The organism is Streptococcus sp. FSL W7-1342 (assembly GCF_037966635.1).
In the GTDB taxonomy this organism is placed as follows: domain Bacteria; phylum Bacillota; class Bacilli; order Lactobacillales; family Streptococcaceae; genus Streptococcus; species Streptococcus salivarius_D.
In genome coordinates this window covers 1,551,249-1,573,179 of sequence record NZ_CP150200.1, presented here as the reverse complement: position 1 = coordinate 1,573,179, position 21,931 = coordinate 1,551,249, and the positions used below count along the sequence as shown (strand labels likewise).

The 21,931-nt window shown below is 40.1% G+C and carries 20 protein-coding genes, 3 tRNA genes, 1 other RNA gene and 1 pseudogene; 22 read left to right on the top strand and 3 right to left on the bottom strand.

Annotated elements, in window-relative coordinates; translation table 11 throughout:
- Window positions 1–37 precede the first annotated feature (37 nt).
- The 11 genes and pseudogenes from NSQ79_RS07205 to NSQ79_RS07155 all read left to right on the top strand — a co-directional run.
- Window positions 38–1,069: pseudogene (locus NSQ79_RS07205) on the top strand (branched-chain amino acid aminotransferase); the annotation flags it as partial.
- 118 nt (window positions 1,070–1,187) lie between these two features.
- Window positions 1,188–1,418, top strand: coding sequence for a DUF2969 domain-containing protein (locus NSQ79_RS07200; protein WP_045771880.1), 231 nt, complete (start codon window positions 1,188–1,190; stop codon window positions 1,416–1,418).
- A 60-nt stretch (window positions 1,419–1,478) separates the two neighbouring features.
- Window positions 1,479–1,559, top strand: a tRNA-Tyr gene (locus NSQ79_RS07195).
- A gap of 68 nt (window positions 1,560–1,627) precedes the next feature.
- Window positions 1,628–1,699: transfer RNA gene (locus NSQ79_RS07190), tRNA-Gln, on the top strand.
- Window positions 1,700–1,819: 120 nt separating this feature from the next.
- Window positions 1,820–3,022 (top strand): 30S ribosomal protein S1, encoded by a 1,203-nt coding sequence (gene rpsA / locus NSQ79_RS07185; RefSeq protein WP_003094841.1) that lies wholly within the window; start codon window positions 1,820–1,822, stop codon window positions 3,020–3,022.
- Window positions 3,023–3,091: 69 nt separating this feature from the next.
- A tRNA-Arg gene (locus tag NSQ79_RS07180) sits at window positions 3,092–3,163 on the top strand.
- 249 nt (window positions 3,164–3,412) lie between these two features.
- Window positions 3,413–3,762, top strand: a transfer-messenger RNA (tmRNA) gene (ssrA, locus tag NSQ79_RS07175).
- Between the two features lie 45 nt (window positions 3,763–3,807).
- Window positions 3,808–4,428: a DUF3862 domain-containing protein gene (locus tag NSQ79_RS07170; RefSeq protein ID WP_049528931.1), complete on the top strand. Its 621-nt coding sequence runs from the start codon at window positions 3,808–3,810 to the stop codon at window positions 4,426–4,428.
- A gap of 82 nt (window positions 4,429–4,510) precedes the next feature.
- Complete coding sequence (locus NSQ79_RS07165; protein ID WP_049528939.1) at window positions 4,511–5,194, top strand: VTT domain-containing protein; 684 nt, start codon at window positions 4,511–4,513, stop codon at window positions 5,192–5,194.
- The gene (locus NSQ79_RS07160) at window positions 5,172–6,407 is read left to right on the top strand and encodes an aminoacyltransferase (protein ID WP_164332194.1); all 1,236 of its coding nucleotides are present in this window, start codon (window positions 5,172–5,174) and stop codon (window positions 6,405–6,407) included. Before NSQ79_RS07165 ends, NSQ79_RS07160 begins: the two co-directional genes overlap by 23 nt.
- Window positions 6,408–6,491: 84 nt before the next feature.
- Window positions 6,492–7,454 carry a Gfo/Idh/MocA family oxidoreductase gene (locus tag NSQ79_RS07155; protein WP_049528942.1) on the top strand — a complete coding sequence of 321 codons (963 nt, stop codon included), beginning with the start codon at window positions 6,492–6,494 and terminating at the stop codon, window positions 7,452–7,454.
- A gap of 45 nt (window positions 7,455–7,499) precedes the next feature.
- Here NSQ79_RS07155 and NSQ79_RS07150 read toward each other — a convergent pair whose 3' ends face one another.
- From NSQ79_RS07150 to NSQ79_RS07140, 3 genes are all read right to left on the bottom strand, one after another.
- Window positions 7,500–7,802 (bottom strand): DUF1827 family protein, encoded by a 303-nt coding sequence (locus NSQ79_RS07150; RefSeq protein WP_002885967.1) that lies wholly within the window; start codon window positions 7,800–7,802, stop codon window positions 7,500–7,502.
- A gap of 9 nt (window positions 7,803–7,811) precedes the next feature.
- Window positions 7,812–8,270 (bottom strand): NUDIX hydrolase, encoded by a 459-nt coding sequence (locus NSQ79_RS07145; protein WP_049528946.1) that lies wholly within the window; start codon window positions 8,268–8,270, stop codon window positions 7,812–7,814.
- 142 nt (window positions 8,271–8,412) lie between these two features.
- Window positions 8,413–10,683 (bottom strand): ATP-dependent Clp protease ATP-binding subunit, encoded by a 2,271-nt coding sequence (locus NSQ79_RS07140; protein WP_037620401.1) that lies wholly within the window; start codon window positions 10,681–10,683, stop codon window positions 8,413–8,415.
- Window positions 10,684–10,925: 242 nt separating this feature from the next.
- On the opposite strand from NSQ79_RS07140, the gene argF reads away from it, so the two are divergent.
- The 11 genes from argF to pbp2b all read left to right on the top strand — a co-directional run bounded on the left by argF (window position 10,926) and on the right by pbp2b (window position 21,885).
- Window positions 10,926–11,906, top strand: a complete 981-nt coding sequence (argF, locus tag NSQ79_RS07135; RefSeq protein WP_049528950.1) for an ornithine carbamoyltransferase — start codon at window positions 10,926–10,928, stop codon at window positions 11,904–11,906.
- Window positions 11,907–11,974: 68 nt separating this feature from the next.
- On the top strand, window positions 11,975–12,205 hold the full coding sequence (locus NSQ79_RS07130; protein WP_002885970.1) for a DUF1797 family protein: 231 nt from the start codon (window positions 11,975–11,977) through the stop codon (window positions 12,203–12,205).
- Between the two features lie 313 nt (window positions 12,206–12,518).
- Window positions 12,519–13,199: an amino acid ABC transporter permease gene (locus NSQ79_RS07125; RefSeq protein WP_002886081.1), complete on the top strand. Its 681-nt coding sequence runs from the start codon at window positions 12,519–12,521 to the stop codon at window positions 13,197–13,199.
- Window positions 13,199–13,933, top strand: a complete 735-nt coding sequence (locus NSQ79_RS07120; protein WP_013990918.1) for an amino acid ABC transporter ATP-binding protein — start codon at window positions 13,199–13,201, stop codon at window positions 13,931–13,933. The genes NSQ79_RS07125 and NSQ79_RS07120 overlap by 1 nt, the downstream gene beginning before the upstream one ends.
- Window positions 13,934–14,104: 171 nt before the next feature.
- Window positions 14,105–14,581 (top strand): ferrous iron transport protein A, encoded by a 477-nt coding sequence (locus NSQ79_RS07115; RefSeq protein WP_037599232.1) that lies wholly within the window; start codon window positions 14,105–14,107, stop codon window positions 14,579–14,581.
- Window positions 14,578–16,716, top strand: coding sequence for a ferrous iron transport protein B (feoB, locus tag NSQ79_RS07110; RefSeq protein ID WP_004182940.1), 2,139 nt, complete (start codon window positions 14,578–14,580; stop codon window positions 16,714–16,716). Before NSQ79_RS07115 ends, feoB begins: the two co-directional genes overlap by 4 nt.
- A gap of 17 nt (window positions 16,717–16,733) precedes the next feature.
- Window positions 16,734–16,874: a FeoB-associated Cys-rich membrane protein gene (locus NSQ79_RS07105; protein ID WP_002890392.1), complete on the top strand. Its 141-nt coding sequence runs from the start codon at window positions 16,734–16,736 to the stop codon at window positions 16,872–16,874.
- Window positions 16,875–17,028: 154 nt separating this feature from the next.
- A complete protein-coding gene (locus NSQ79_RS07100) occupies window positions 17,029–17,805 on the top strand; it encodes an alpha/beta hydrolase (RefSeq protein ID WP_049528953.1) in 777 nt (258 codons plus the stop codon).
- Between the two features lie 149 nt (window positions 17,806–17,954).
- Complete coding sequence (locus NSQ79_RS07095; protein ID WP_049554162.1) at window positions 17,955–18,809, top strand: bifunctional methylenetetrahydrofolate dehydrogenase/methenyltetrahydrofolate cyclohydrolase; 855 nt, start codon at window positions 17,955–17,957, stop codon at window positions 18,807–18,809.
- Window positions 18,810–18,812: 3 nt separating this feature from the next.
- Entirely contained in the window at window positions 18,813–19,649 is an 837-nt protein-coding gene (locus NSQ79_RS07090; RefSeq protein ID WP_045768965.1) for an NAD(P)H-hydrate dehydratase, read from the top strand.
- Between the two features lie 121 nt (window positions 19,650–19,770).
- Window positions 19,771–21,885 (top strand): penicillin-binding protein PBP2B, encoded by a 2,115-nt coding sequence (gene pbp2b, locus NSQ79_RS07085; RefSeq protein WP_049528957.1) that lies wholly within the window; start codon window positions 19,771–19,773, stop codon window positions 21,883–21,885.
- Window positions 21,886–21,931: the final 46 nt, after the last annotated feature.

The following is a 21,931-nucleotide window of genomic DNA, read 5'->3' as shown; positions in this document are numbered from 1 at the left end:
AGGACTATACTAGAAAGCACATAGTAACAGAAAAGAGGATATACACATGACAGTTGATTTAGACTGGGAAAATCTAGGATTTAATTACAGTAAACTTCCATTCCGTTATATCTCATATTACAAAGACGGTAAATGGGATGAGGGGCAATTGACTGAGGATGCGACTTTGCATATTTCAGAAGCATCTCCAGCCCTTCACTATGGTCAAGAAGCTTTTGAAGGCCTCAAGGCTTACCGTACTAAAGATGGCTCTATTCAATTGTTCCGTCCAGATGAAAATGCTAAACGTTTGCAACGTACTGCGGATCGTCTTTTGATGCCACAAGTTCCCGTTGACAAATTTGTAGATGCATGTAAACAAGTTGTACGTGCAAATGAAGAATATGTTCCACCATATGGTACAGGTGCAACACTTTATCTCCGTCCATTGTTGATTGGGGTTGGTGATATCATTGGTGTGCATCCAGCAGATGAGTATATCTTTACCATTTTTGCTATGCCAGTAGGTAACTACTTCAAAGGTGGTTTGGCTCCAACAAACTTCCTTATCCAAGATGATTATGACCGTGCTGCTCCACATGGTACAGGTGCTGCTAAGGTTGGTGGTAACTACGCAGCAAGTATGTTGCCAGGTAAGATTGCACATGACCGTAACTTCTCTGATGTAATCTACCTTGATCCAGCAACTCACACTAAGATTGAAGAAGTGGGTTCTGCAAACTTCTTTGGTATCACAGCCGATAACGAATTCGTTACACCACTCAGCCCATCTATCTTGCCATCTATCACTAAGTTCTCATTGCTTTACTTGGCTGAAAATCGCTTTGGCATGAAAGCTATCCAAGGTGATGTTAAGATTTCCGAATTGGATAAATTTGTCGAAGCAGGTGCCTGTGGTACAGCTGCCGTTATTTCACCAATTGGTGGGGTACAACATGGTGATGACTTCCATGTCTTCTATTCAGAAACAGAAGTAGGTCCTGTAACACGTAAACTTTATGATGAGTTGACAGGTATCCAATTTGGTGATGTTGAAGCACCAGAAGGATGGATTGTCAAAGTTGACTAATTCTTAATAGATAAATGATTATTTTAAGGCTTGCTCTTGCAAGCTTTTTTCTTTTTCGGTAGAATTAAGAAGATACATTAAGAAAGGATGGCTCGAGCCAAGGATCGGGTATAAATCTATGAGTAAAAAAGATAAAAAAATTGAAATTCAAATTAATGATGCTAAAGTAGTCGTCAATAAAGCAACTATTGAAGGTTTTGAACTTCTTGTTGGTAAGAAAGTCATCGGACAAATTGTGGAAATTGATGGTAAGTTTGCCGTTGTTGACAAGGAAAATGTTGTAGGTTTCCACAAAAAAATGGATGATGCAGTAGCTACCATTATTGAATCATACAATCTTAATCATTAAAATCCAAAGTAAAGGCTTGCTTTGGTCAAGAAACTGTGATATACTATTTCTTGTTCTTAAGGAGAGATAGCGAAGAGGCTAAACGCGGCGGACTGTAAATCCGCTCCTTCGGGTTCGGGGGTTCGAATCCCTCTCTCTCCATGTCTAAGAAACTGAATCGGGATAGTCGATATCAAGTACTTAGATGTTTTTTTATAGCATTTTGCTATTGGGGTATAGCCAAGCGGTAAGGCAAGGGACTTTGACTCCCTCATGCGTTGGTTCGAATCCAGCTACCCCAGTAAAAGGTATCGGGTGCATTGGCACCGTCTAAGTTAACCATTGTCTTTGCGGGTACCTTTAAAAATATATTGTTATCAAGGGTCAGAATTGGCTGGCTCTTGTTGGAGGATCTTTTTAGAATGAACGAATTTGAAGAATTGCTAAACAGTGTTAGCGAAGTTAACACAGGTGACGTTGTAACAGCTGAAGTTATCTCAGTAGATAATGATCAAGCAAATGTTGTTATCGAAGGAACTGGTATCGAAGGTGTTTTGACACGTCGTGAATTGACAAACGACCGTGACGCAAACGTTGCAGACCTTGTTAAAGTTGGTGAAACACTTGAAGTGCTTGTTCTTCGTCAAGTTGTTGGTAAAGATACTGATACTGTAACTTACCTTGTATCTAAAAAACGCTTGGAAGCTCGCAAAGCTTGGGATAAACTTGTTGGTCGTGAAGAAGAAGTTGTTACTGTTAAAGGAACACGCGCTGTTAAAGGTGGACTTTCAGTTGAATTTGAAGGTCTTCGTGGATTTATTCCAGCTTCAATGATCGATACTCGTTTTGTTCGTAACACTGAACAATTTGTAGGTCAAGAATTTGACGCTAAAATTAAAGAAGTTGATCCAGCTGAAAACCGTTTCATCCTTTCACGTCGTGAAGTTGTTGAAGCAGAAGCTGCAGAAGCTCGTAAAGAAGTCTTCTCTAAACTTGAAGTTGGTTCAATCGTAACTGGTAAAGTTGCTCGTTTGACAAGCTTCGGTGCTTTCATCGACCTTGGTGGTGTTGACGGACTTGTTCACGTGACTGAATTGTCTCACGAACGTAACGTTTCACCTAAATCAGTTGTATCTGTAGGTGATGAAGTTGAAGTTAAAGTTCTTGCTATCGACGAAGAAGCAGGACGTGTATCACTTTCACTTAAAGCAACAACACCTGGACCATGGGATGGCGTTGAACAAAAACTTGCTGCTGGTGATGTTATCGAAGGTAAAGTTAAACGCTTGACTGACTTCGGTGCTTTCGTTGAAGTATTGCCAGGTATCGATGGACTTGTTCACATCTCACAAATTTCACACAAACGTGTTGAAAATCCAAAAGATGTTCTTTCAGTAGGTCAAGACGTTACTGTTAAAGTTCTTGAAGTAAACGCTGATGCAGAACGTGTATCACTTTCTATCAAAGCTCTTGAAGAACGTCCAGCTAACGCTGAAGGTGAAAACAACGAAAAACGTCAATCACGTCCACGTCGTCCAAAACGTCAAGAAAAACGTGATTACGAACTTCCAGAAACTCAATCTGGATTCTCAATGGCGGATCTTTTCGGAGATATCGAATTGTAAGATAAAAAAAGAGGCATGGAAACATGTCTTTTTTTCTATTTTAGAGTATGCTATAATAGTATACTGTTAGCACCCTTAGTGTAATGGATATCACGTAAGATTCCGGTTCTTGAGATAGGGGTTCGATTCCCTTAGGGTGCAAAAAGAAAAGCGTTGAAAGATTTGTTCTCTCAACGTTTTTTACTCGGTAAGTTTTAGTGAAAGTATTTTATAAAATCTTTTAGCATTGAAAGGGAAAAGACAAGCATACAGAAAAAAGTTATTAGCTTATCCTAAAACCAAAGTAAGCTACTTTATTAGCAATTCCATGGTTGATTTATTGGGGAGGCAGTTTGGCTAATCTTTTGCAATTGATTAAAAAATTTGCTATAATACTCAGTATCTCATATTGGGGTCGTTACGGATTCGACAGGCATTATGAGGCATATTCTGCGACTCGTGTGGCGACGTAAACGCTCAGTTAAATATAACTGCAAAAAATACTAATTCTTACGCTGTAGCAGCCTAAACACCTGCTCGCGTGACTTCTAGCAGATTGCTTATGTTTGTTTAGAGGTTTTATTGATTTATAAGCTACGTTTGACCATTGCCTAGCTGGTTGAAAAGAGATTTATAGGCTCGCAGATAGAAGGCTTGAGTTATGTGTCGTCTATCTGTTAAATGAAAGACATAACCTATGGTTGTAGACGAATATGTTGGCAGGTGTTTGGACGTGGGTTCGACTCCCACCGGCTCCATATAAACCAGAGGCGTCAGCCTTTTATTTGTATATATAGGAATTTATTATGAAAAAACTTTTGTCTTTGACCGTTTTAGGTCTCTCACTTTTTACTCTAGCTGCTTGTGGAAAATCTTCGTCTAAGACAGAGACGAAGGGATCTTTGGATAATGAAGCATCAAAGATTTTAACCGTTAAGCATGGAAATGTTCGCCAGAACTTTGATAAGATTACCATGGCAAATGCTTCTCAGGAATTTTCAGGAGGCTCAAATCTTGATAGCTTGAAGGGCTGGTTTGGTGAACCTTCATCAACGAGTCAGGAGCAGGCAGGAGATGCTAAGCTTGATGTTTATAATTGGCAGTATGACAATGTTGTTGTTACAGCGAAACTCTTTAACAATAGCACTGTTGTTAAGTCAATTTCAAACTTTTCTTACGTCCGTGATCCTAAAATCACACTGAAGATGTACGAAAATCTCAAAAATGGAACTAGCTATGACGATGCTGTCAAAACGCTTGGTACACCGGATGTTTATTCGATTGCTGTTTCTTCAGATGCAACAATGACACAAGCACTTTGGTCTTCGAACCTTGTTGCTAAGAAGGGTGAAACAGGTAGCCTTACCCTTAACTTTAAAAATGGTGCCTTGGAAAACAAGACACAAGCGAATTTGATTAATAAGTAATCACAGTAAAAGATGCCATTCTAAATCAATGAAGGCATTTTTTTGTTATAATAAAAGGGGTGATTAAAATTGTGGAGATGTAATGACCAAAAAAAGACTATTTTTTATAGGGATAGCCGGTTTAATACTGGTATTCTTATGGCCTCTTTTAAATAACTTCATCCCCTTAATCAAGGAATGGACCAACGCTAAGCATGATCAGGCCTTTTTAAGAGAAGTTTTTAAGCAGGCTAATTTCCAAAATGCACTGATCCTTCTTAGTCTCATGATTCTGTCATCGGCTATTCCTGGAGTTTCAAGTTCTATTTTTTGTATTTTTGTTGGGCTACTCTATGGCCCTTTGCTTGCGATTCCGATGAATATTATTGGTAATACTTTTGGGAATTTAACTAGTTTTGAAATTCTGAGAAGACTCGAAAAGCCAGAGAAGTCCAAACGCATGGAGAAACTTCTAAACTATATTGAGAACTTTAAGCATCGCTTTATTGGGATTTCACTGGCCTTCTCTATTCCATTTATACCATCAGCTCTGGTCAATTATGCTTGTGTTCAGATGAATCTACCCACAAGGACGAGGATTTTGGCGACACTTATTGGAGTGACGCCAGTATCGATTGTTTATGCAGTTAGTGGAGATTTGTTGCTTAATATCCGTCCAATCCGAATGCCATTAGTGGCAGTACTTGCCATCTTGCTTTTTATCTCACTCGTCATTTACTTTATCCATTTTAGGAAGGAAAAAAATGAGTTTCATTCAAATAACTAAAGAAGAATTTAACACACATGCTCAACAAGTGTCTGAGCGTTCTTTTATGCAAACTGAGGAAATGGCTAAGCTTCTTGAAAAACGTGGATTTAGCATTAGCTATGTCGCTTGGAAAGAAGGAAATCAGCTAGAAGTCTCAGCAATTGTCTACAGCATGCCTATGACTGGTGGGCTTCGTATGGAGGTGAATTGTGGACCGATTCACTCAAATGCGGCTCATCTGAGCGACTTTTACCAAGGTTTGAAGGACTATGCTAAGGCAAATGGTGCTCTTGAACTGTTGATCAAACCTTATGATGCTTATCAAACTTTTGATAGTAATGGTGAACCAACTAGTGATGAGCAGAAGCAACTGATTAGTCAATTAACTGATTTAGGTTATAGCTTTGATGGTTTACAGACAGGCTATCCTAATGGTGAGCCTGTCTGGCATTATGTGAAGGATTTATCTGGGTTGACAGTAGAAAATTTGAGAAAATCTTTTAGTAAAAAAGGTAGACCATTAATGAATAAGACATCTAGCTTTGGTATTAAAATACGAAAGTTGGATCGTTCTGAATTAGGCATTTTTAAAGAGATAACCTCATCAACTTCTGGAAGACGAGATTATACAGATAAAACTCTTGATTATTACCAGGATTTTTACGATAGTTTTGGTGATGATTGTGAATTTATGGTTGCTTCAATTAACTTTAAGGAGTATTTGTCTAATTTAGAGTTAGATAAAAATGTTATCCAAGAAAAGTTGTTTCCTTTAGAAGAGAAGATTGCAGAGGGTGTTAACTCTGCTAAGGTTAATAAGCGAGTATCACAGTTGAAAATGCAAATTGAAACATTGAATATTCGTATCAGTGAGGCGAATGATTTTATTGCCAAATATGGCTCAAATGATATTGTTCTTGCTGGAAGTCTATTTGTTTATACACCTCAAGAGGCAGTATATCTTTTTAGCGGTTCTTATACAGAATTCAATCGTTTTTATGCTCCGGTAGCTCTTCAAGAATATGTAATGACCCAAGCCATTAAACGTGGAATTACTTTCTATAATTTCCTTGGCATTATGGGAATTTTTGATGGTTCAGATGGGGTTTTGCGTTTTAAACAAAACTTTAATGGTTATATCGTTCGTAAAATGGGAACTTTCCGTTATTATCCACAACCTCTTAAATATAAGGCCATTCAAGGAATTAAGAAACTGCTTGGACGTTCTTAAGATGTAGAGGGCTTTTATTGGAGTCCTCTTTTTAAAAGTCTTTCTTTGGGCTTAGAAATAGAATAGAAATAAGGAGGTAAGTTGATGAAACTTGCATTATTGGGTACAGGAATGATTGTGACAGAGGTTCTTCCTGTGTTAACGACTATTGAGGGTATTGAGCTTGAAGCTATCTTGTCGACACCACGCTCACTTGATAAGGCAGAAGCTCTAGCTAAGCAATATGGTTTGTCTCAGGCGACTAGTGATTATGAGTTAATTTTGTCCAATCCAGAAGTCGATACGATTTATGTGGGAACGCCCAACCATACCCACTATGATTATGCTAAGAAAGCACTTTTGGCCGGCAAGCATGTTATCTGTGAGAAACCCTTCACCTTACATTTGGAAGAGTTTGAAGAGCTAGCTAAGCTTGCTCAAGAAAAAGAGCTTCTCTTGATGGAGGCTATTACCAATCAATATTTGGCTAATTTTACAGCGATTAAGGAAGCTTTGTCTGATATTGGAGATATTAAGATTGTGAATATCAATTATTCTCAATATTCGTCACGTTATGACGCCTTTAAGCGAGGAGAGATTGCTCCTGCCTTCAACCCTGAAATGGGTGGGGGAGCACTTAGAGATCTTAATATCTATAATATCCATCTTTTGGTTGGCCTCTTTGGTAAGCCTAATCGTGTGGAATATCTCCCTAATGTGGAGCGAGGAGTGGATACGTCAGGGATTCTAGTTTTGGACTATGGTAACTTTAAGGCTGTTGCCATTGGAGCTAAAGACTGTAGTGCGGAGATTCGTTCAACTATTCAAGGGGATAAGGGAGCTATTACCATTTTTGGTGCAACCAATACTCTTCCTGAGATTGGAGTCACTCTCAATGATCAGAAAGAGAGAGTTGTCAATCTCAATAGTCCACAACATCGTATGCATGATGAATTTGTGGCTTTTGAAAAAATGGTGGCTACCAAGGATTTTGACAGTGTTGCCAAGCAGTTGGAACATAGTCGTCAGGTTATGAAAGTTCTGGATCAAGCTTCGAAAGCTTTGTAATATACTAAAAAACAAGCAGTGGTATTAGCCATTGCTTGTTTTGTCTTATACAGTTGTTGGGAATGAGATCTCAATCAATTTGTCAGTGTGTACTGTTCTGAGTTTGTCCATCAAAACGATATCCTTGTCGATTTTTCGTTTGAGGAAGAATTCACGGATAACTTCTAATTCATTGTCTTTAACAGCACGGTGTTTATTTGAAATCAAGAGTTCATAATGCTTAGGTGCTTGTGTAAAGACAACATCAGTATTCCCAGCAGAGTAGGTCTCTACGAGAAAGGCATCCGTATTGTCTAGTTGGTTTTGAACGAGTTCTTGGTGTGTACGGGTCGTATTAATGAGTTTCATAGTTTCCTCCTAGGATTTGCCAGTTGTTGTGTTAGTTTCTTTCCATTGTTCGATTCCCCATTTATGACTGCCACGTTTAAGTTTAGCAATGGCTTCGTCAATTGGAAACCAGGCTAGGTTATTGAAATCTTCGAGAGGTTTGCCAATTTTTGAAAAATCTACAACTTCATAAATATAGGCTGGATTGTAATAGTAAGTGTCACGGTGGCTTGAATAGAAGTATTCATCAGCCTGGCCATAGTACTGGTCCAAAGTGGCTGTAAACCCAAGTTCTTCAATTAACTCGCGTTCTAATGCGCTATAGTGATCCTCGCCTGCTTCGATTTCCCCACCTGGGAGAAACCAAGCCCCGTTAGGAGCCTGGACTAAAATAATCATTGTCTTTTCTTGGTTAGGAATCACAGCATAAACACCGTAACGTGTTTGATAATGAGCTCCCTCAACCTTGTCACCAAATGTTGGATTCATGAGTTGCTCCTTACGTTTATTTGCCTATATTATACTAAAATTTTGCTCATTTTCCTATTGATTTAGGCAGAATTAGGGATAAATTTGAAAATAGGAAATGAAACGATAAAGAAACCAAGTCATTGCGACTTGGTTTCTTTATTTAATCAGTTTCTTTTGCTGTCTCAGCTTTCTGAGCAGTTTTTTCAGCTTTTTTAGCAGACTTAATGGTGATGTGGCCTTTTGAAGTCATGACAGCCTTGAGATCTTTTTCATTTGGATTTTCAAGGTAGAAGTCAGTAATAGCATCTTCAATATGGTCCTGGATGGTACGACGTAGTGGTCGAGCCCCCATCTTAGGATCGTAACCAAGGTCAACCAATTTTTCCTTAACTTTCTCAGTTACACTGAGGTGGATACCGTTATTAGCCAAGCGTTGGTTGACATTATCAAGCATGAGGTCAACGATAGTAAGGAGATTCTCCTTGCTAAGGGCAGAGAATTCGATAATACCATCAAATCGGTTCATGAATTCAGGGCTGAAGAAATCTCCAAGCTGGTTAAGCACAGAATTGGTACGATTTTCACGGGCAGCTCCAAACCCAACGCTAGCTTCAACTTTACCTGTACCAGCATTTGAAGTCATGATGATGATGGTATCCTTGAAACTTACAGTTCGCCCTTGACCATCAGTCAAGCGACCGTCGTCAAGAACTTGGAGGAACATGTGAAGAACGTCTGGGTGGGCTTTTTCAACCTCATCCAGAAGAATGAGTGAATATGGATTACGGCGGACTTTTTCAGTTAACTGACCAGCTTCGTCGTAACCGACATATCCTGGAGGGGCACCGACCAATTTGGCAACGGCGTGTTTTTCCATGTATTCTGACATATCGAAACGAATCATACTGTCAGCTGAACCAAAGAGTTCAATAGCCAATTGTTTAGAGAGCTCAGTTTTACCGACTCCTGTAGGACCTACGAAGAGGAAGCTACCAATTGGGCGGTTTGGAGCACCCAATCCAACACGATTACGGCGGATAGCTTTGGCAATCTTATCAACTGCAGCATCTTGTCCAATAACATGTGATTTAAGATCATCAGCAAGACTAAGAAGTTGTGATTGTTCTTTTTCTTTCAAATCACCGACAGGAATATTGGTTTTTTGTTCCACAATGGCTTCGATATGTTTTTCTGTGATGACAGGCATATCTTGGTCTTTGATGGTTTGTTTTTGCATTTCCTTGTATTTGGCAATTTGATCACGGAAATAGGCAGCTTTTTCAAAGTCTTCGTCACGAGTAGCTTGAGCCTTGAGGTTTTCAGCCTCAATCAAACGTTTGTCGATATCTTTAGGATCAACAAAATTGAGGGTCAAGTTCATCTTAGAACCTGCTTCATCAAGAAGGTCGATGGCCTTGTCTGGTAAGAAACGGTCTTGAATGTAGCGGTTGGACAATTCTGCAGCTGCAGTAATAGCTTCGTCTGTATATTTGACGTGGTGGTAGTCTTGATATTTAGGCTGAATACCACGCAAAATAGTGATGGTTTCCTCAACCGTTGGTTCGTCAACCTTAACTGGTTGCATACGACGCTCTAGGGCAGCATCTTTTTCGATGATGCGGTATTCGTTGAGTGTAGTTGCTCCGACCAGTTGAAGTTCTCCACGAGCAAGGGCGGGTTTTAGGATGTTTCCAGCATCCATATTGCCATCACCAGCATTACCAGCTCCTACGATTTCATGGATTTCATCAATAAATAGGATAACATCCTGACGTTGACGAATTTCTTCCATGAGTTTTTGCATGCGTTCTTCAAATTGGCCACGAATACCAGTCCCTTGAACCAGGCTGACCACATCAAGACGGATGACTTGTTTGCCTTGGAGTTTTTGTGGCACGCTACCGTCAACGATTTTTTGAGCTAGGCCTTCAACAACAGCAGTCTTACCGACACCGGGTTCACCGATGAGGACGGGGTTGTTCTTGGTACGGCGGTTAAGAATTTCGATGACACGAATGATTTCCTCGTCACGACCAATAACAGGATCAATGTCTCCACGACGAGCGATGTCAGTGATGTTAATGCCGAACTCTTCGAGAAGACCTTGGGGCTGTTGAGGAGCTTGTTGGCGTGGTCCTCCTGGACGGCCTGGCCCCTGTGTATTGCCGCCATTTCCTCGGTTACCACCTTCTTGTGTTGGAGGTGTATTGGGCAGATCGCCGTTAGAAGAACGGAAGTTATTTAGGTCGCTGAAGAAATCGTCGAAGAAGTTGGAACCTCCTGTTTGATTGAATTGATTGAGTGGGTTCTCTGGGTCAGATTTCATGATTTTATAACAATTTTGACAGAGGTCAACTTGTTGCTGATTACCATTTACATTGGTATACAAATGAATACTAGCTTCATTAAGGTTACAGTTTTGACAGAGCATATCAGTACCTCTTTTCTATCTGAATTGGGTAAGACCTTTATTGAAAACAATCTTGGTCAAAAAAGGTCAAATCTATGTCTCCATTATAGCATGCGGAAGGTAGATTGCAAGTAAAAAGCATCTAGATTTGGCACTCTCTCAACAAGAGTGCTAATATTGAATTTTAATTCAAAATCACTTGTCTAAAATGTATAAATATTATATAATGATTTTATATTATTCAGAACGAAAGAGAGATACCTATGACACAAGCTAAATCATTTTTGAAAGAAATCGACTTTACTAAGCAGGAACTTGAGGAGTTAATCGATTTATCTATAAAATTTAAACAGCTAAAGAAGGAAAGAATTCCGCATAAATATTTAGATGGCTTAAATATTGCCTTGATTTTTGAAAAAACATCTACAAGAACCCGCTCAGCTTTTACAGTGGCTGGTCAGGACCTAGGTATGAATGTGACCTACCTTGGTGCTGGAGACATTCAGTTAGGTAAAAAGGAATCTGTAGTTGATACAGCCAAGGTGCTTGGTTCTATGTTTGATGGAATCGAATACCGTGGTTTTAAGCAAGAAGATGTCGAAGATTTGGCAAAGTACTCAGGTGTTCCGGTCTGGAATGGTTTGACGGATACCTGGCATCCAACGCAAATGATTGCGGATTTCATGACTTTGAAGGAGCGTTTTGGTAGTTTGGAAGGCTTGACTATTGCCTATATTGGAGATGGTAGAAATAATATGGCCAACTCACTTTTGGTTACTTCGGCTATTTTAGGGGTTAATGTTAAGATTATTGCCCCAGAGGTGCTGCAACCCGAAGATGAAATTGTAGCTCTAGCTCAGAAACATAATAATGGTGCCGATTTAACCATTACAGATGATATTTCAGAGGTTAAGGGAGTGGATATGCTTTATACAGATGTCTGGGTATCTATGGGTGAAGAAGTAGACTTTAAATCTCGTATTGATTTACTCCTGCCTTATCAAATTAGTGAAGACCTACTTGCCAAGACGGAAAATCCAGATGTCATCGTTATGCACTGTCTCCCAGCTTTTCATGATCTCAATACCCAAATTGGGCAAGAAATCTATGACAAATATGGTTTGGCAGAATTAGAAATCACCGATCAAGTCTTCCAAAAATACAGCGATATCATCTTCCAAGAAGCTGAGAATCGTATGCATTCTATCAAGGCCATTATGTACAATTCCTTGAAAAATATCTAAAATTCCCCCATTTTTCCCATAAGTGTGATAAAATAAGTAAGAAATACACAATTAATAGGAGAAATAACATGGAATCACATTTGGTGAGAATCATTAACCGTCTTGAAATGATGGCGGCTGATGGTGGTAATTTGAAACGTAATTTTGAACGTGAAGGAGTGGTTGTTGCCGAAGTATCATTTAGCAACGATCCTGAAAATGGTCCAGTTTTCACATTGCGTGATGTTGAAGCACGTGAATCTTATTCATTTGATAGCATCGACTTGATTGCAATGGAAATCTACGATTTGCTTTACTAATAAATTATTTTGGAACTTTACAAGGTTCCAAAAATCAGAATGCCTGAAACTATCGAGTTTCAGGCATTTTTATCAGGATGAAAGCATGGGGTGATGCTTGTATGGCTTGTCAAAACAGGCAGTGTTTCAACTCATTGGCAAAGTTTTTGGCGTGGTGTCATCTTGGAAATACATGAGGTGTATTGCTTAAGAGTTTTGCTAGCTAGGTCTATAACTTAGTTTTTATACTGAAATATCGCATTTATAAGAAAATACTTTATTATTATACAGTCTTCTGATATAATATTGAAGAATATTAGTAAGGAGTATCTAGATGAATTTTTCATTTCTACCACAGTTTTGGTCTTACTTTAACTATGGTGTCTTAGTAACAATTATGATTTCGGTCTGCGTGGTCTTCTTCGGAACCATCCTTGGAGTTTTGGTATCCTTGGCCAAGCGTTCTGGAATCAAACCTTTGGAGTGGTTGGTAAGCCTTTATGTTTGGGTTTTCCGTGGGACTCCTATGGTTGTACAGATTATGATTGCTTTTAACCTCATCCACATGAATCTTCCAACTGTTCAGTTTGGCATTTTGAACCTTGATTTGTCACGTATCGTTCCAGGTATTATCGTCCTTTCTTTGAACAGTGGTGCTTATATTTCTGAGAGTGTGCGTGCAGGTATCGAGTCTATTCCTAAAGGTCAGGTTGAAGCTGCCTACTCACTTGGTATCCGTCCATGGAATACCATGCGTTATGTGGTCTTGCCTCAAGCCATTAAAAATATCTTGCCTGCCTTGGGTAACGAGTTTGTTACTATTATCAAGGATAGTTCGCTCTTGCAAACCATCGGGGTTATGGAATTGTGGAATGGTGCACAAACTGTTGCGACAACAACCTACTTGACCTTAACGCCGCTCTTGTTCGCAGCCTTCTATTATTTGATTGTGACAACGGCTATGACGGCACTCTTGAAACAAATGGAAAAACGACTTGGGGAGGGACGTAAATAATGGCAGAAACAATTATTGAGATTAAAAATCTTCACAAGTATTTTGGTAAGAACGAAGTTCTCAAAGGGATTGATCTAGATATTAAAAAGGGTGAGGTAGTGGTTATCATCGGTCCTTCAGGATCAGGAAAATCGACCTTCCTACGTTCAATGAACTTGCTTGAGAAACCTACAAAAGGTGTTATTTCCTTTGAAGGTGTGGATATTACAGATAAAAATAACGACATTTTCAAAATGCGTGAGAAGATGGGAATGGTTTTCCAACAGTTTAACCTCTTCCCTAATATGACAGTTAAAGAAAATATCACCTTGTCACCAATTAAGACTAAGGGTGTTTCTAAAGCTGATGCAGAAGCAAAGGCTATGGAACTTTTAGAAAAGGTTGGCTTGAAAGATAAGGCAGATGCCTACCCAACAAGTTTATCAGGTGGTCAGCAACAACGTATCGCTATCGCACGTGGTTTGGCTATGGATCCAGACGTTCTCTTATTTGACGAACCAACATCAGCCCTTGACCCAGAAATGGTTGGTGAAGTTCTATCAGTTATGCAGGACCTTGCTAAGTCAGGGATGACAATGGCAATCGTTACCCACGAAATGGGCTTTGCTTATGAAGTGGCAGATCGTGTCATCTTTATGGATGGCGGTGTCATTGTCGAAGAAGGCACACCACAAGAGATCTTCGACAATACTAAGGAAGATCGTACCAAGGATTTCTTGAGTAAAGTTTTGTAAGATATTCATTAAGTATGTATACATTGTTTGTGAAGGCTGGAAAAGTTCCAGCCTTTTCTTTGTGTGTTCTGCTTTTCTAGAATCATTCTTGTTTAGGATAATATTGCGGAAAAGATGGATAAATATGCTATAATGATGCCATATCAAAAATAATAAAGTAGGTCAAGAAATATGCTCATATATGATGCGGCCTTAAAAACGCCTTACCGGATTCTTGGCATTAACCTCCCTAAGGATAGTCTTTTGCACTTATCTAACCTAGGGTTGGCTGCCGGTGAAACGATTGAGGTGGTAACTAAGACCAAGAACAGTGCTATTATTATCGTTAAAGGGAGTCGCTTAGCCTTTGATGCTTCGATTCTAGATAAGATTGATTTGGCACCTGCCGAGGAAGATCAGGAAAAGATACCTCTTTCTGAATTACCAGTTGGACGTTCGGCTATCGTTACTGATATTTTTTCAGCAAACGAAACCAAACGACGTCTTATGGATATGGGAATTACAAAGCGTACTCGGGTGTTGTTGCGTAAGGTAGCCCCTTTGGGAGATCCTCTAGAAATTAGTTTGAGAGGGTATGAATTAACCCTACGCAAGTCGGAAGCGCAAATGATTAGTGTGGTCATGCTGGACGAGGGAGAGGAAAAATGACAGAAATTGCGTTAATAGGTAATCCTAATAGTGGTAAAACCAGTTTATTCAACCTGATAACAGGGAACAATCAGCGTGTTGGTAACTGGCCGGGTGTTACTGTAGAACGAAAAAGTGGGCTGGTCAAAAAGAATAAAGATTTAGTAATCCAGGATTTACCAGGGATTTACTCAATGTCACCCTATAGTCCTGAAGAAAAGGTGGCGCGTGACTATTTGTTGAGCCAAAGGGCCGACAGCATTTTAAATGTAGTCGATGCGACAAATTTGGAGCGTAACCTTTATCTGACAACGCAGTTGATTGAGACAGGTATTCCAGTCACTTTAGCGCTTAACATGAGTGATGTTCTAGAGGCTCAGGGAAAGCAGATTAATGTTGATAAATTATCTTATCATTTAGGCGTACCAGTAGTAGCCACTAGTGCTCTCAAGCAAACTGGTGTTGATCAGGTTGTGAAGAGGGCGGCTCATACGACAACCTCTACAGTTGCTGATATTGCCTTTCCAATTTATGACGATAAATTAGAAGCTGCCATCTCACAAATTTTGGAAGTCTTGGGAAATTCGGTGCCGCAAAGGTCTGCGCGTTTTTACGCCATTAAACTCTTTGAACACGATGCTTTAGTTGAGGCTGAGCTAGACTTGTCCCCATTCCAACGAAAAGAAATCAAAGACATCATTCGAATCACTGAGGAAGTTTTCACAGAAGATGCGGAGTCAATTGTCATTAATGAGCGTTATGCCTTTATCGAACGAGTTTGTCAGATGGCTCAAAGTCATACAGAAGATTTTGCCCTGACCTTGTCAGATAAGATTGATAGAATTGTTACCAATCGTATTTTGGCCTTGCCAATTTTCGCAGCAGTTATGTATTTGGTTTATTTCTTATCTATTCAGACCGTTGGTACCATGTGGACAGACTGGGCTAACGATGTGCTTTTTGGTAAGTATGTTCCAGATTTGGTAACTTCTGGTCTTGACTATCTTCAAGTTCAGGACTGGCTTAAATCTTTGATTGTTGATGGGATTGTCGCTGGGATTGGGACAGTACTAGGATTCCTTCCTCAAATTTTTGTGCTCTTTATCTGTTTGGGTGTGCTTGAGGACATTGGATATATGAGTCGTATTGCCTTTGTTATGGACCGTATTTTCCGTCGTTTTGGACTTTCTGGGAAATCCTTTATTCCTATGTTGATTTCTACAGGTTGTGGGGTACCAGCGGTTATGTCTAGTCGAACCATTGAAAATGAAAGGGACCGTCGCATTACCATTATGACGACAACCTTCATGCCTTGTTCGGCCAAGTTAGAAATTATTGCCTTGATTGCTGGAGCTTTCTTCCCTAGTAATTCTTTAGTAGCACCAAGTACCTATTTTATTGGGATGGCTGCTATTATCCTATCAGGTATTGCCCTCAAAAAGACGAGTTTTTTGGGTGGTTTAACCAGTCCGTTTATTATGGAATTGCCTGCCTACCACTGGCCTAAAGCCATGTCGGTCTTGCGTTATGCCTTTGGTAAGGCTATGAGTTTTGTCAAACGTGCGGGAACCATCATTTTCAGTTTGACGGTTCTTATCTGGTTTATGTCTAACTACAACTTTACCCTACATACTGTAGATACGGAAGTTAGCATTTTGGCGACTATAGGGAAGGGCTTGTCTTGGATTTTTGACCCACTCGGATTTGGAAATTGGAAGGCAACAGTTGCGGCTCTCACAGGTTTAGCTGCCAAGGAGACCGTTGTTGCCACCTTTGGTATTCTCTATCATAATAGCAGTGAGGCGGGTCTGGCTGCGGCTCTACGAGGAGATTATTCTTCCTTAGCTGCCTATTCCTTCTTGATTTTTAACTTGCTTTGTGCGCCATGTTTTGCGGCTATTGGAGCTATTAAGCGTGAAATGGCCAATCTGAAATGGACAGTTGGGGCTATCGGTTTCCAAACAGGTCTAGCTTATTGTGTGAGTTTAATCCTTTACCAGTTTGGTCAAGTTATCCTGTACGGCAAGTCAATGACGATTTGGACTTTTGTTGCTTTCTTACTTTTAGTAACGATGATTTACTTTGTTGTTCGTAAACCACGTCAGATTAAGGATCAAATCATTAGCTTGGATAATCTTCGAGAAGCTCATATTTAGGTTTAGGAGGAATTGTTATGTCTACCTTTATCATTGCTTTCATTATTTTTGCTTTAGCCGGTCTTGGCATCCGTCACTATATCAAAGGAAAAGGCTCTTGTGGCGATTGCGAGTGTTCTTGTCCGGTTAAGGAAGAAATGCATAAGGCTAATCGCTAATAAAATAATATATAGAAAAATGGTCTCTTATTCGTTTAAGAGACCATTTTCTTACGATTGTAAGAAATGTATAAAGGTATCTAGGTTGGAAGTGTGATACTATAAGATAGATAAATAATCTAAATTTTTAACAAAAAAGGGAGATGTATAAGGAATGGTTTTGAACAAAGAGATTGTCCTAATTCATGGGACCTGGTGTGATGGCAATGTTTGGGGAGAATTTGCGACAGGTCTACGTCAAATGGGATATAAGGTGCATACACCTAGCTTTCGTTACCATGACCTACCTTATCAAGAGTGCCTAGCTAAGGTTGGGACTGTTACCCTGCAGGACTATCGAGATGATTTAGTGGCTTTGATTGAAAGTCTTGACCAACCACCACTTATCTTGGGACACTCTTTAGGGTGTTTAGTGGCTCAGATGGTTGCCGAAAAAACAGAAGTAGCTGGTATGATTCTCATGGGACCAGCACCAACAGCAGATATTTTTGCCTTTTATCCAACCATGTTAGCTTGTTTTGGCAAACACTTTTTACGTTGGGGATTTTGGAAAAAAGCCATGCCTCCGTATAAAAAGGAGTTTTTCAAGTATTGCATGAATGAACAAGAGGAATCTTTGAAAGAGGAAGTTTTTGCTGATCTGGTTCCTGAATCAGGAAAAGTTTATACTCAGATGGCTCTTCATTGGTTTGATAAGACAAAAGCAGCTTACGTTGACTTTAGTCAGATTTCATGTCCTGTTCTCGTCATTTCTGGGACTAAGGATAAGATGACTCATCCTAATATTGCCAGAAGAACGGCTAAGAACTACCGTGATTCCGTTCTTGTCTCCTTAACGGGTGCAGATCACATGTATGAAAGTGGCAAATTCCAGCAGAAGACCTTGAAGGTTATTAAGGGCTGGAGTCAGCAAAATGGTTTTGTGGACTAGTCACTAAGCATAATCAGAAAAAAGTTGGAAGGTGATTCCAGCTTTTTTAGTTTCGTATTTAAGATGTCTTTTTGAAAATTTAGAAAATTTAGTCACAAAGAGCTCTCACTATGGTATAATTGAAAAAAAGTATGTATTGGAGAACACCCATGGCGATAATAATGGATGGTAAGGCCCTAGCTGCTAAAATGCAGGATCAATTGCAAGAAAAGGTAGCACGTCTTAAAGAAAATGAATGGATTGTGCCTGGACTAGTGGTAATCATGGTTGGTGATAACCCTGCCAGTCAGGTTTATGTGCGTAATAAGGAACGTGCTGCTAAAAAAGCTGGCTTCCATAGCCAGACGATCAATCTTTCTGAGAGTATTAGTGAGGAAGAATTGATTGAGGTTATTGAACAATATAACCAGGATCCGCTATTCCATGGTATTTTGGTTCAGTTGCCATTGCCAAATCATATTAATGAAATGCGTATTCTTTTGGCTATTGATCCTAAAAAAGATGTCGATGGTTTCCATCCTATGAATACTGGTAATCTTTGGAATGGTCGTCGTCAAATGGTACCTTGTACACCTGCTGGGATTATGGAAATCCTTCGTGAGTACAATGTTGAATTAGAAGGTAAGACAGCGGTTATTATCGGACGTAGTAACATTGTTGGTAAACCTATGGCTCAGCTTCTTTTGGAAAAAAATGCTACAGTTACCTTGACCCACTCACGAACACCGAATTTGGCTAAGGTTTGCAGCAAGGCAGATGTCTTGATTGTAGCTATTGGACGTGCAAAATTTGTAACAGAAGACTATGTCAAAGAGGGTGCTGTTGTCATTGATGTGGGAATCAACCGTGATGAAGAAGGCAAACTTTGTGGTGACGTTGATTTTGATCAAGTGAAAGATAAGGTTGGCATGATCACGCCTGTTCCAGGTGGTGTAGGCCCTATGACCATTACCATGCTTATGGAACAGACCTATCAAGCTGCTCTTCGTAGTGCGAAAGGATAGTTTATGAAAGTTGATGACGATTTAGCTAGGCAAGTGATAAAACCTCGCTTGAGAGAGTCCCATAAGGGTTCTTACGGTCGAGTGCTTTTAGTTGGTGGGCTTTACCCTTATGGTGGTGCCATCATTATGGCTGCCATAGCTTGTGTCAATAGTGGGGCAGGCCTGGTCACAGTGGCTACGGATCGTGACAACATCACAGCCCTTCATGCCCATCTCCCTGAAGCCATGGCTTTTGACCTTAGAGAGACTGAAAGATTTCTTGATAATCTTAGGGCAGCTGATGTGGTATTAATCGGTTCTGGCCTAGGTGAGGATGGTGTAGCTAGACAAGCTATGGATTTGGTTCTAGCAAATATTAAGGCAGATCAGAACTTGGTTGTTGATGGCTCAGCTCTTAATCTTTTGGCTAAGAAGACTAAGAAGGACTTACCAGATTGTCACCTTACTCTCACCCCGCATCAAAAAGAATGGGAACGTTTGTCTGGTTTAAGGATTCCAGAGCAGACAGTCTCTAACACCCAGAAAGCCTTGGGAGAGTTCCAAGCTGGGACAATCCTAGTTGCCAAGAGTCACAAGACCGCTGTCTATCAAGGTGAAACAGTAGCTCATTTAGAAGTTGGTGGCCCCTATCAAGCCACAGGAGGCATGGGAGATACTTTGGCTGGTATGATTACTGGTTTTCTGGTCCAATTCGCTTCGGTTGACTCCTATAAAGCAGTTACAGTTGCTGTCTGGCTTCACTCAGCTATCGCAGATGATTTGGCTAAAAATGCCTATGTGGTTTTACCGACTCATATCAGTAAAGCCATTCCTAGCTGGATGAAAAAGTTGTCATTATAATCTAAAAAACATGTCTTATAGTGAGGCAAGTTTTTTTAGATTTCGACATTTTTTTAAGTTTGCTAAAGCTTATTTGTGATAAAATAAAAGAGAATTTTTATGAGAATATAGAGGAAAAAAAGTGACATTATTTTCGAAAAAACTCAGTCAAAAATGGGAAAAACGGCGCCAAAAACGAAAAGAAAAACGAGCGAATAAACCTAGAAAGCCAGTAAGCATCTCCCGTCGTGTTTACTTGCTTTTTGGTGTAGTCTTTGTCCTTTTTTTGTTGCTTTTTGCACGTTTGACCTATATGCAGGTTTATAACAAATCGTTTTATACGAAGAAATTAGAGGATAATTCTAAGTATACAGTTAGGATTGCAAGCGAACGTGGGCAAATCTTTGATGCTAAAGGGGTTGCCCTCACGACCAACCAGAGTAAGGATGTTATCACCTTCACACGTAGCAATTTGGTGTCATCAGATACGATGAAGAAGGTCGCTGAAAAGTTGGCGACCATGGTGACTCTGACGGAAACGAAGGTAACAGCACGTCAAAAACGAGATTTCTATCTAGCGGACTCTGCCACTTATAAGCGTGTTGTTAATGATCTTCCAAACGACAAGAAAACAGATAAATTTGGTAATAAATTAGCTGAAGCTACTATTTACAACAATGCTGTTGATGCAGTTCCTGATGAAGCAGTGGATTACTCTGAGGATGAGCTTAAGATTGTCTACATTTACTCACAGATGAATGCTGTTTCTAATTTCTCAACAGTTACATTGAAAACAGGAGACTTGACGCCTGAACAAATTGCGATTGTAGCAGCTAAACAGAAGGAACTCAATGGTATTACGGTTGCTAAGGATTGGGAACGTCATACGGTTGATTCAGCCTTGTCACCTCTTATCGGGAAAGTCTCAAGTTCAGAAGCAGGTTTGCCACAAGAAGATGCCAAGGAGTACCTCAAAAAAGGGTATGCCCTTAATGACCGTGTAGGAACGTCCTATCTAGAAAAAGAATATGAAGAGAAACTACAAGGAAAACATACTGTTCGTGAGATTACAGTAGACAAGGAAGGCGAAGTTGCTAGTGATAAAATCACTCAAAAGGGCAGCAAGGGGAACAATCTGCAGTTGACCATCGACCTTGATTTCCAAAAAGGAGTTGAAGATATCCTAGGTCAACAGCTTTCTTCAGAAATTTCAGAGAATAAAGCAACCTATTCTGAAGGAATGTATGCAGTGGTTATGAATGCTGACACTGGTGCTGTACTTGCTATGGCAGGGCAAAAACATGAACAAGGAGCACAAGATTTTAAGGCCAATGCCTTAGGAACAATCACTGATGTCTTCATCCCAGGATCTGTTGTTAAGGGAGCAACCTTAACTGCTGGTTGGCGTTCAGGTGCCATTTATGGAAATCAGGTCTTGACTGACCAACCCATCAACATTGCCGGTTCAGCCCCTATCACATCTTGGTTTACAGATCAAGGTAGCCGTGCTATTACCGCGACACAGGCTCTAGAATACTCATCAAATACCTATATGGTGCAGATTGCAATTAAACTACTTGGCCAACAGTATGTTCCAGGTATGGCCTTGTCGACTGACAATATGGATAAGGCCATGACGACGCTTCGTGACACCTATGCTGATTTTGGTATGGGGGTGTCTACAGGACTTGATTTACCTGGAGAATCAGAAGGTTACATTTCTAAGAATTACAATGTAGCCAACGTCTTGACAGAGGCCTTTGGTCAGTACGACTCTTATACAACCATTCAGCTGGCTCAGTATGTTGCTTCAATTGCCAATGGTGGTAAACGTGTAGCACCCCATATTGTTGGAGGTATCTACGATGCAGGAGCTAATGGTAGTCTAGGAACTCTAGCTTCAACGGTAGATACACGTGTATTAAATACCTTACCTCTCGATTCTGAGCAATTAGGCCTTATCCAACAAGGTTTCAATGATGTGGTCAATTCTGGCTCTAGCCTTGCGACTGGTAAAGCTATGGCAAGTTCTATCATTCCGATTAGTGGTAAAACAGGGACAGCCGAAACATATGCGACGGATGGTTCCGGTAATTCTGTAACAACGGTTAACCTTAATGCGGTTGCCTATGCGACTGCCAAAGATGGCACTAAGCTGGCTGTAGGTATTATGTATCCACACGCTCTAGATTCTAAGAGCAAGGCCCAACAAAATGCGGTAAAATCTATCATGGAGCTTTATCAAAATACTCACTAAATATCTAAAATCTCTTGTGCCTTGCACGAGGGATTTTTCTGTGATA

What these genes read in the sequence shown, in the direction of transcription:
- NSQ79_RS07200 (WP_045771880.1), top strand. Translation starts at nt 1,188, where the DNA reads ATGAGTAAAAAAGATAAAAAAATTGAAATTCAAATTAATGATGCTAAA.
- rpsA (WP_003094841.1), top strand. Translation starts at nt 1,820, where the DNA reads ATGAACGAATTTGAAGAATTGCTAAACAGTGTTAGCGAAGTTAACACA.
- NSQ79_RS07170 (WP_049528931.1), top strand. Translation starts at nt 3,808, where the DNA reads ATGAAAAAACTTTTGTCTTTGACCGTTTTAGGTCTCTCACTTTTTACT.
- NSQ79_RS07165 (WP_049528939.1), top strand. Translation starts at nt 4,511, where the DNA reads ATGACCAAAAAAAGACTATTTTTTATAGGGATAGCCGGTTTAATACTG.
- NSQ79_RS07160 (WP_164332194.1), top strand. Translation starts at nt 5,172, where the DNA reads ATGAGTTTCATTCAAATAACTAAAGAAGAATTTAACACACATGCTCAA.
- NSQ79_RS07155 (WP_049528942.1), top strand. Translation starts at nt 6,492, where the DNA reads ATGAAACTTGCATTATTGGGTACAGGAATGATTGTGACAGAGGTTCTT.
- NSQ79_RS07150 (WP_002885967.1), bottom strand. Translation starts at nt 7,802, where the DNA reads ATGAAACTCATTAATACGACCCGTACACACCAAGAACTCGTTCAAAAC.
- NSQ79_RS07145 (WP_049528946.1), bottom strand. Translation starts at nt 8,270, where the DNA reads ATGAATCCAACATTTGGTGACAAGGTTGAGGGAGCTCATTATCAAACA.
- NSQ79_RS07140 (WP_037620401.1), bottom strand. Translation starts at nt 10,683, where the DNA reads ATGCTCTGTCAAAACTGTAACCTTAATGAAGCTAGTATTCATTTGTAT.
- argF (WP_049528950.1), top strand. Translation starts at nt 10,926, where the DNA reads ATGACACAAGCTAAATCATTTTTGAAAGAAATCGACTTTACTAAGCAG.
- NSQ79_RS07130 (WP_002885970.1), top strand. Translation starts at nt 11,975, where the DNA reads ATGGAATCACATTTGGTGAGAATCATTAACCGTCTTGAAATGATGGCG.
- NSQ79_RS07125 (WP_002886081.1), top strand. Translation starts at nt 12,519, where the DNA reads ATGAATTTTTCATTTCTACCACAGTTTTGGTCTTACTTTAACTATGGT.
- NSQ79_RS07120 (WP_013990918.1), top strand. Translation starts at nt 13,199, where the DNA reads ATGGCAGAAACAATTATTGAGATTAAAAATCTTCACAAGTATTTTGGT.
- NSQ79_RS07115 (WP_037599232.1), top strand. Translation starts at nt 14,105, where the DNA reads ATGCTCATATATGATGCGGCCTTAAAAACGCCTTACCGGATTCTTGGC.
- feoB (WP_004182940.1), top strand. Translation starts at nt 14,578, where the DNA reads ATGACAGAAATTGCGTTAATAGGTAATCCTAATAGTGGTAAAACCAGT.
- NSQ79_RS07105 (WP_002890392.1), top strand. Translation starts at nt 16,734, where the DNA reads ATGTCTACCTTTATCATTGCTTTCATTATTTTTGCTTTAGCCGGTCTT.
- NSQ79_RS07100 (WP_049528953.1), top strand. Translation starts at nt 17,029, where the DNA reads ATGGTTTTGAACAAAGAGATTGTCCTAATTCATGGGACCTGGTGTGAT.
- NSQ79_RS07095 (WP_049554162.1), top strand. Translation starts at nt 17,955, where the DNA reads ATGGCGATAATAATGGATGGTAAGGCCCTAGCTGCTAAAATGCAGGAT.
- NSQ79_RS07090 (WP_045768965.1), top strand. Translation starts at nt 18,813, where the DNA reads ATGAAAGTTGATGACGATTTAGCTAGGCAAGTGATAAAACCTCGCTTG.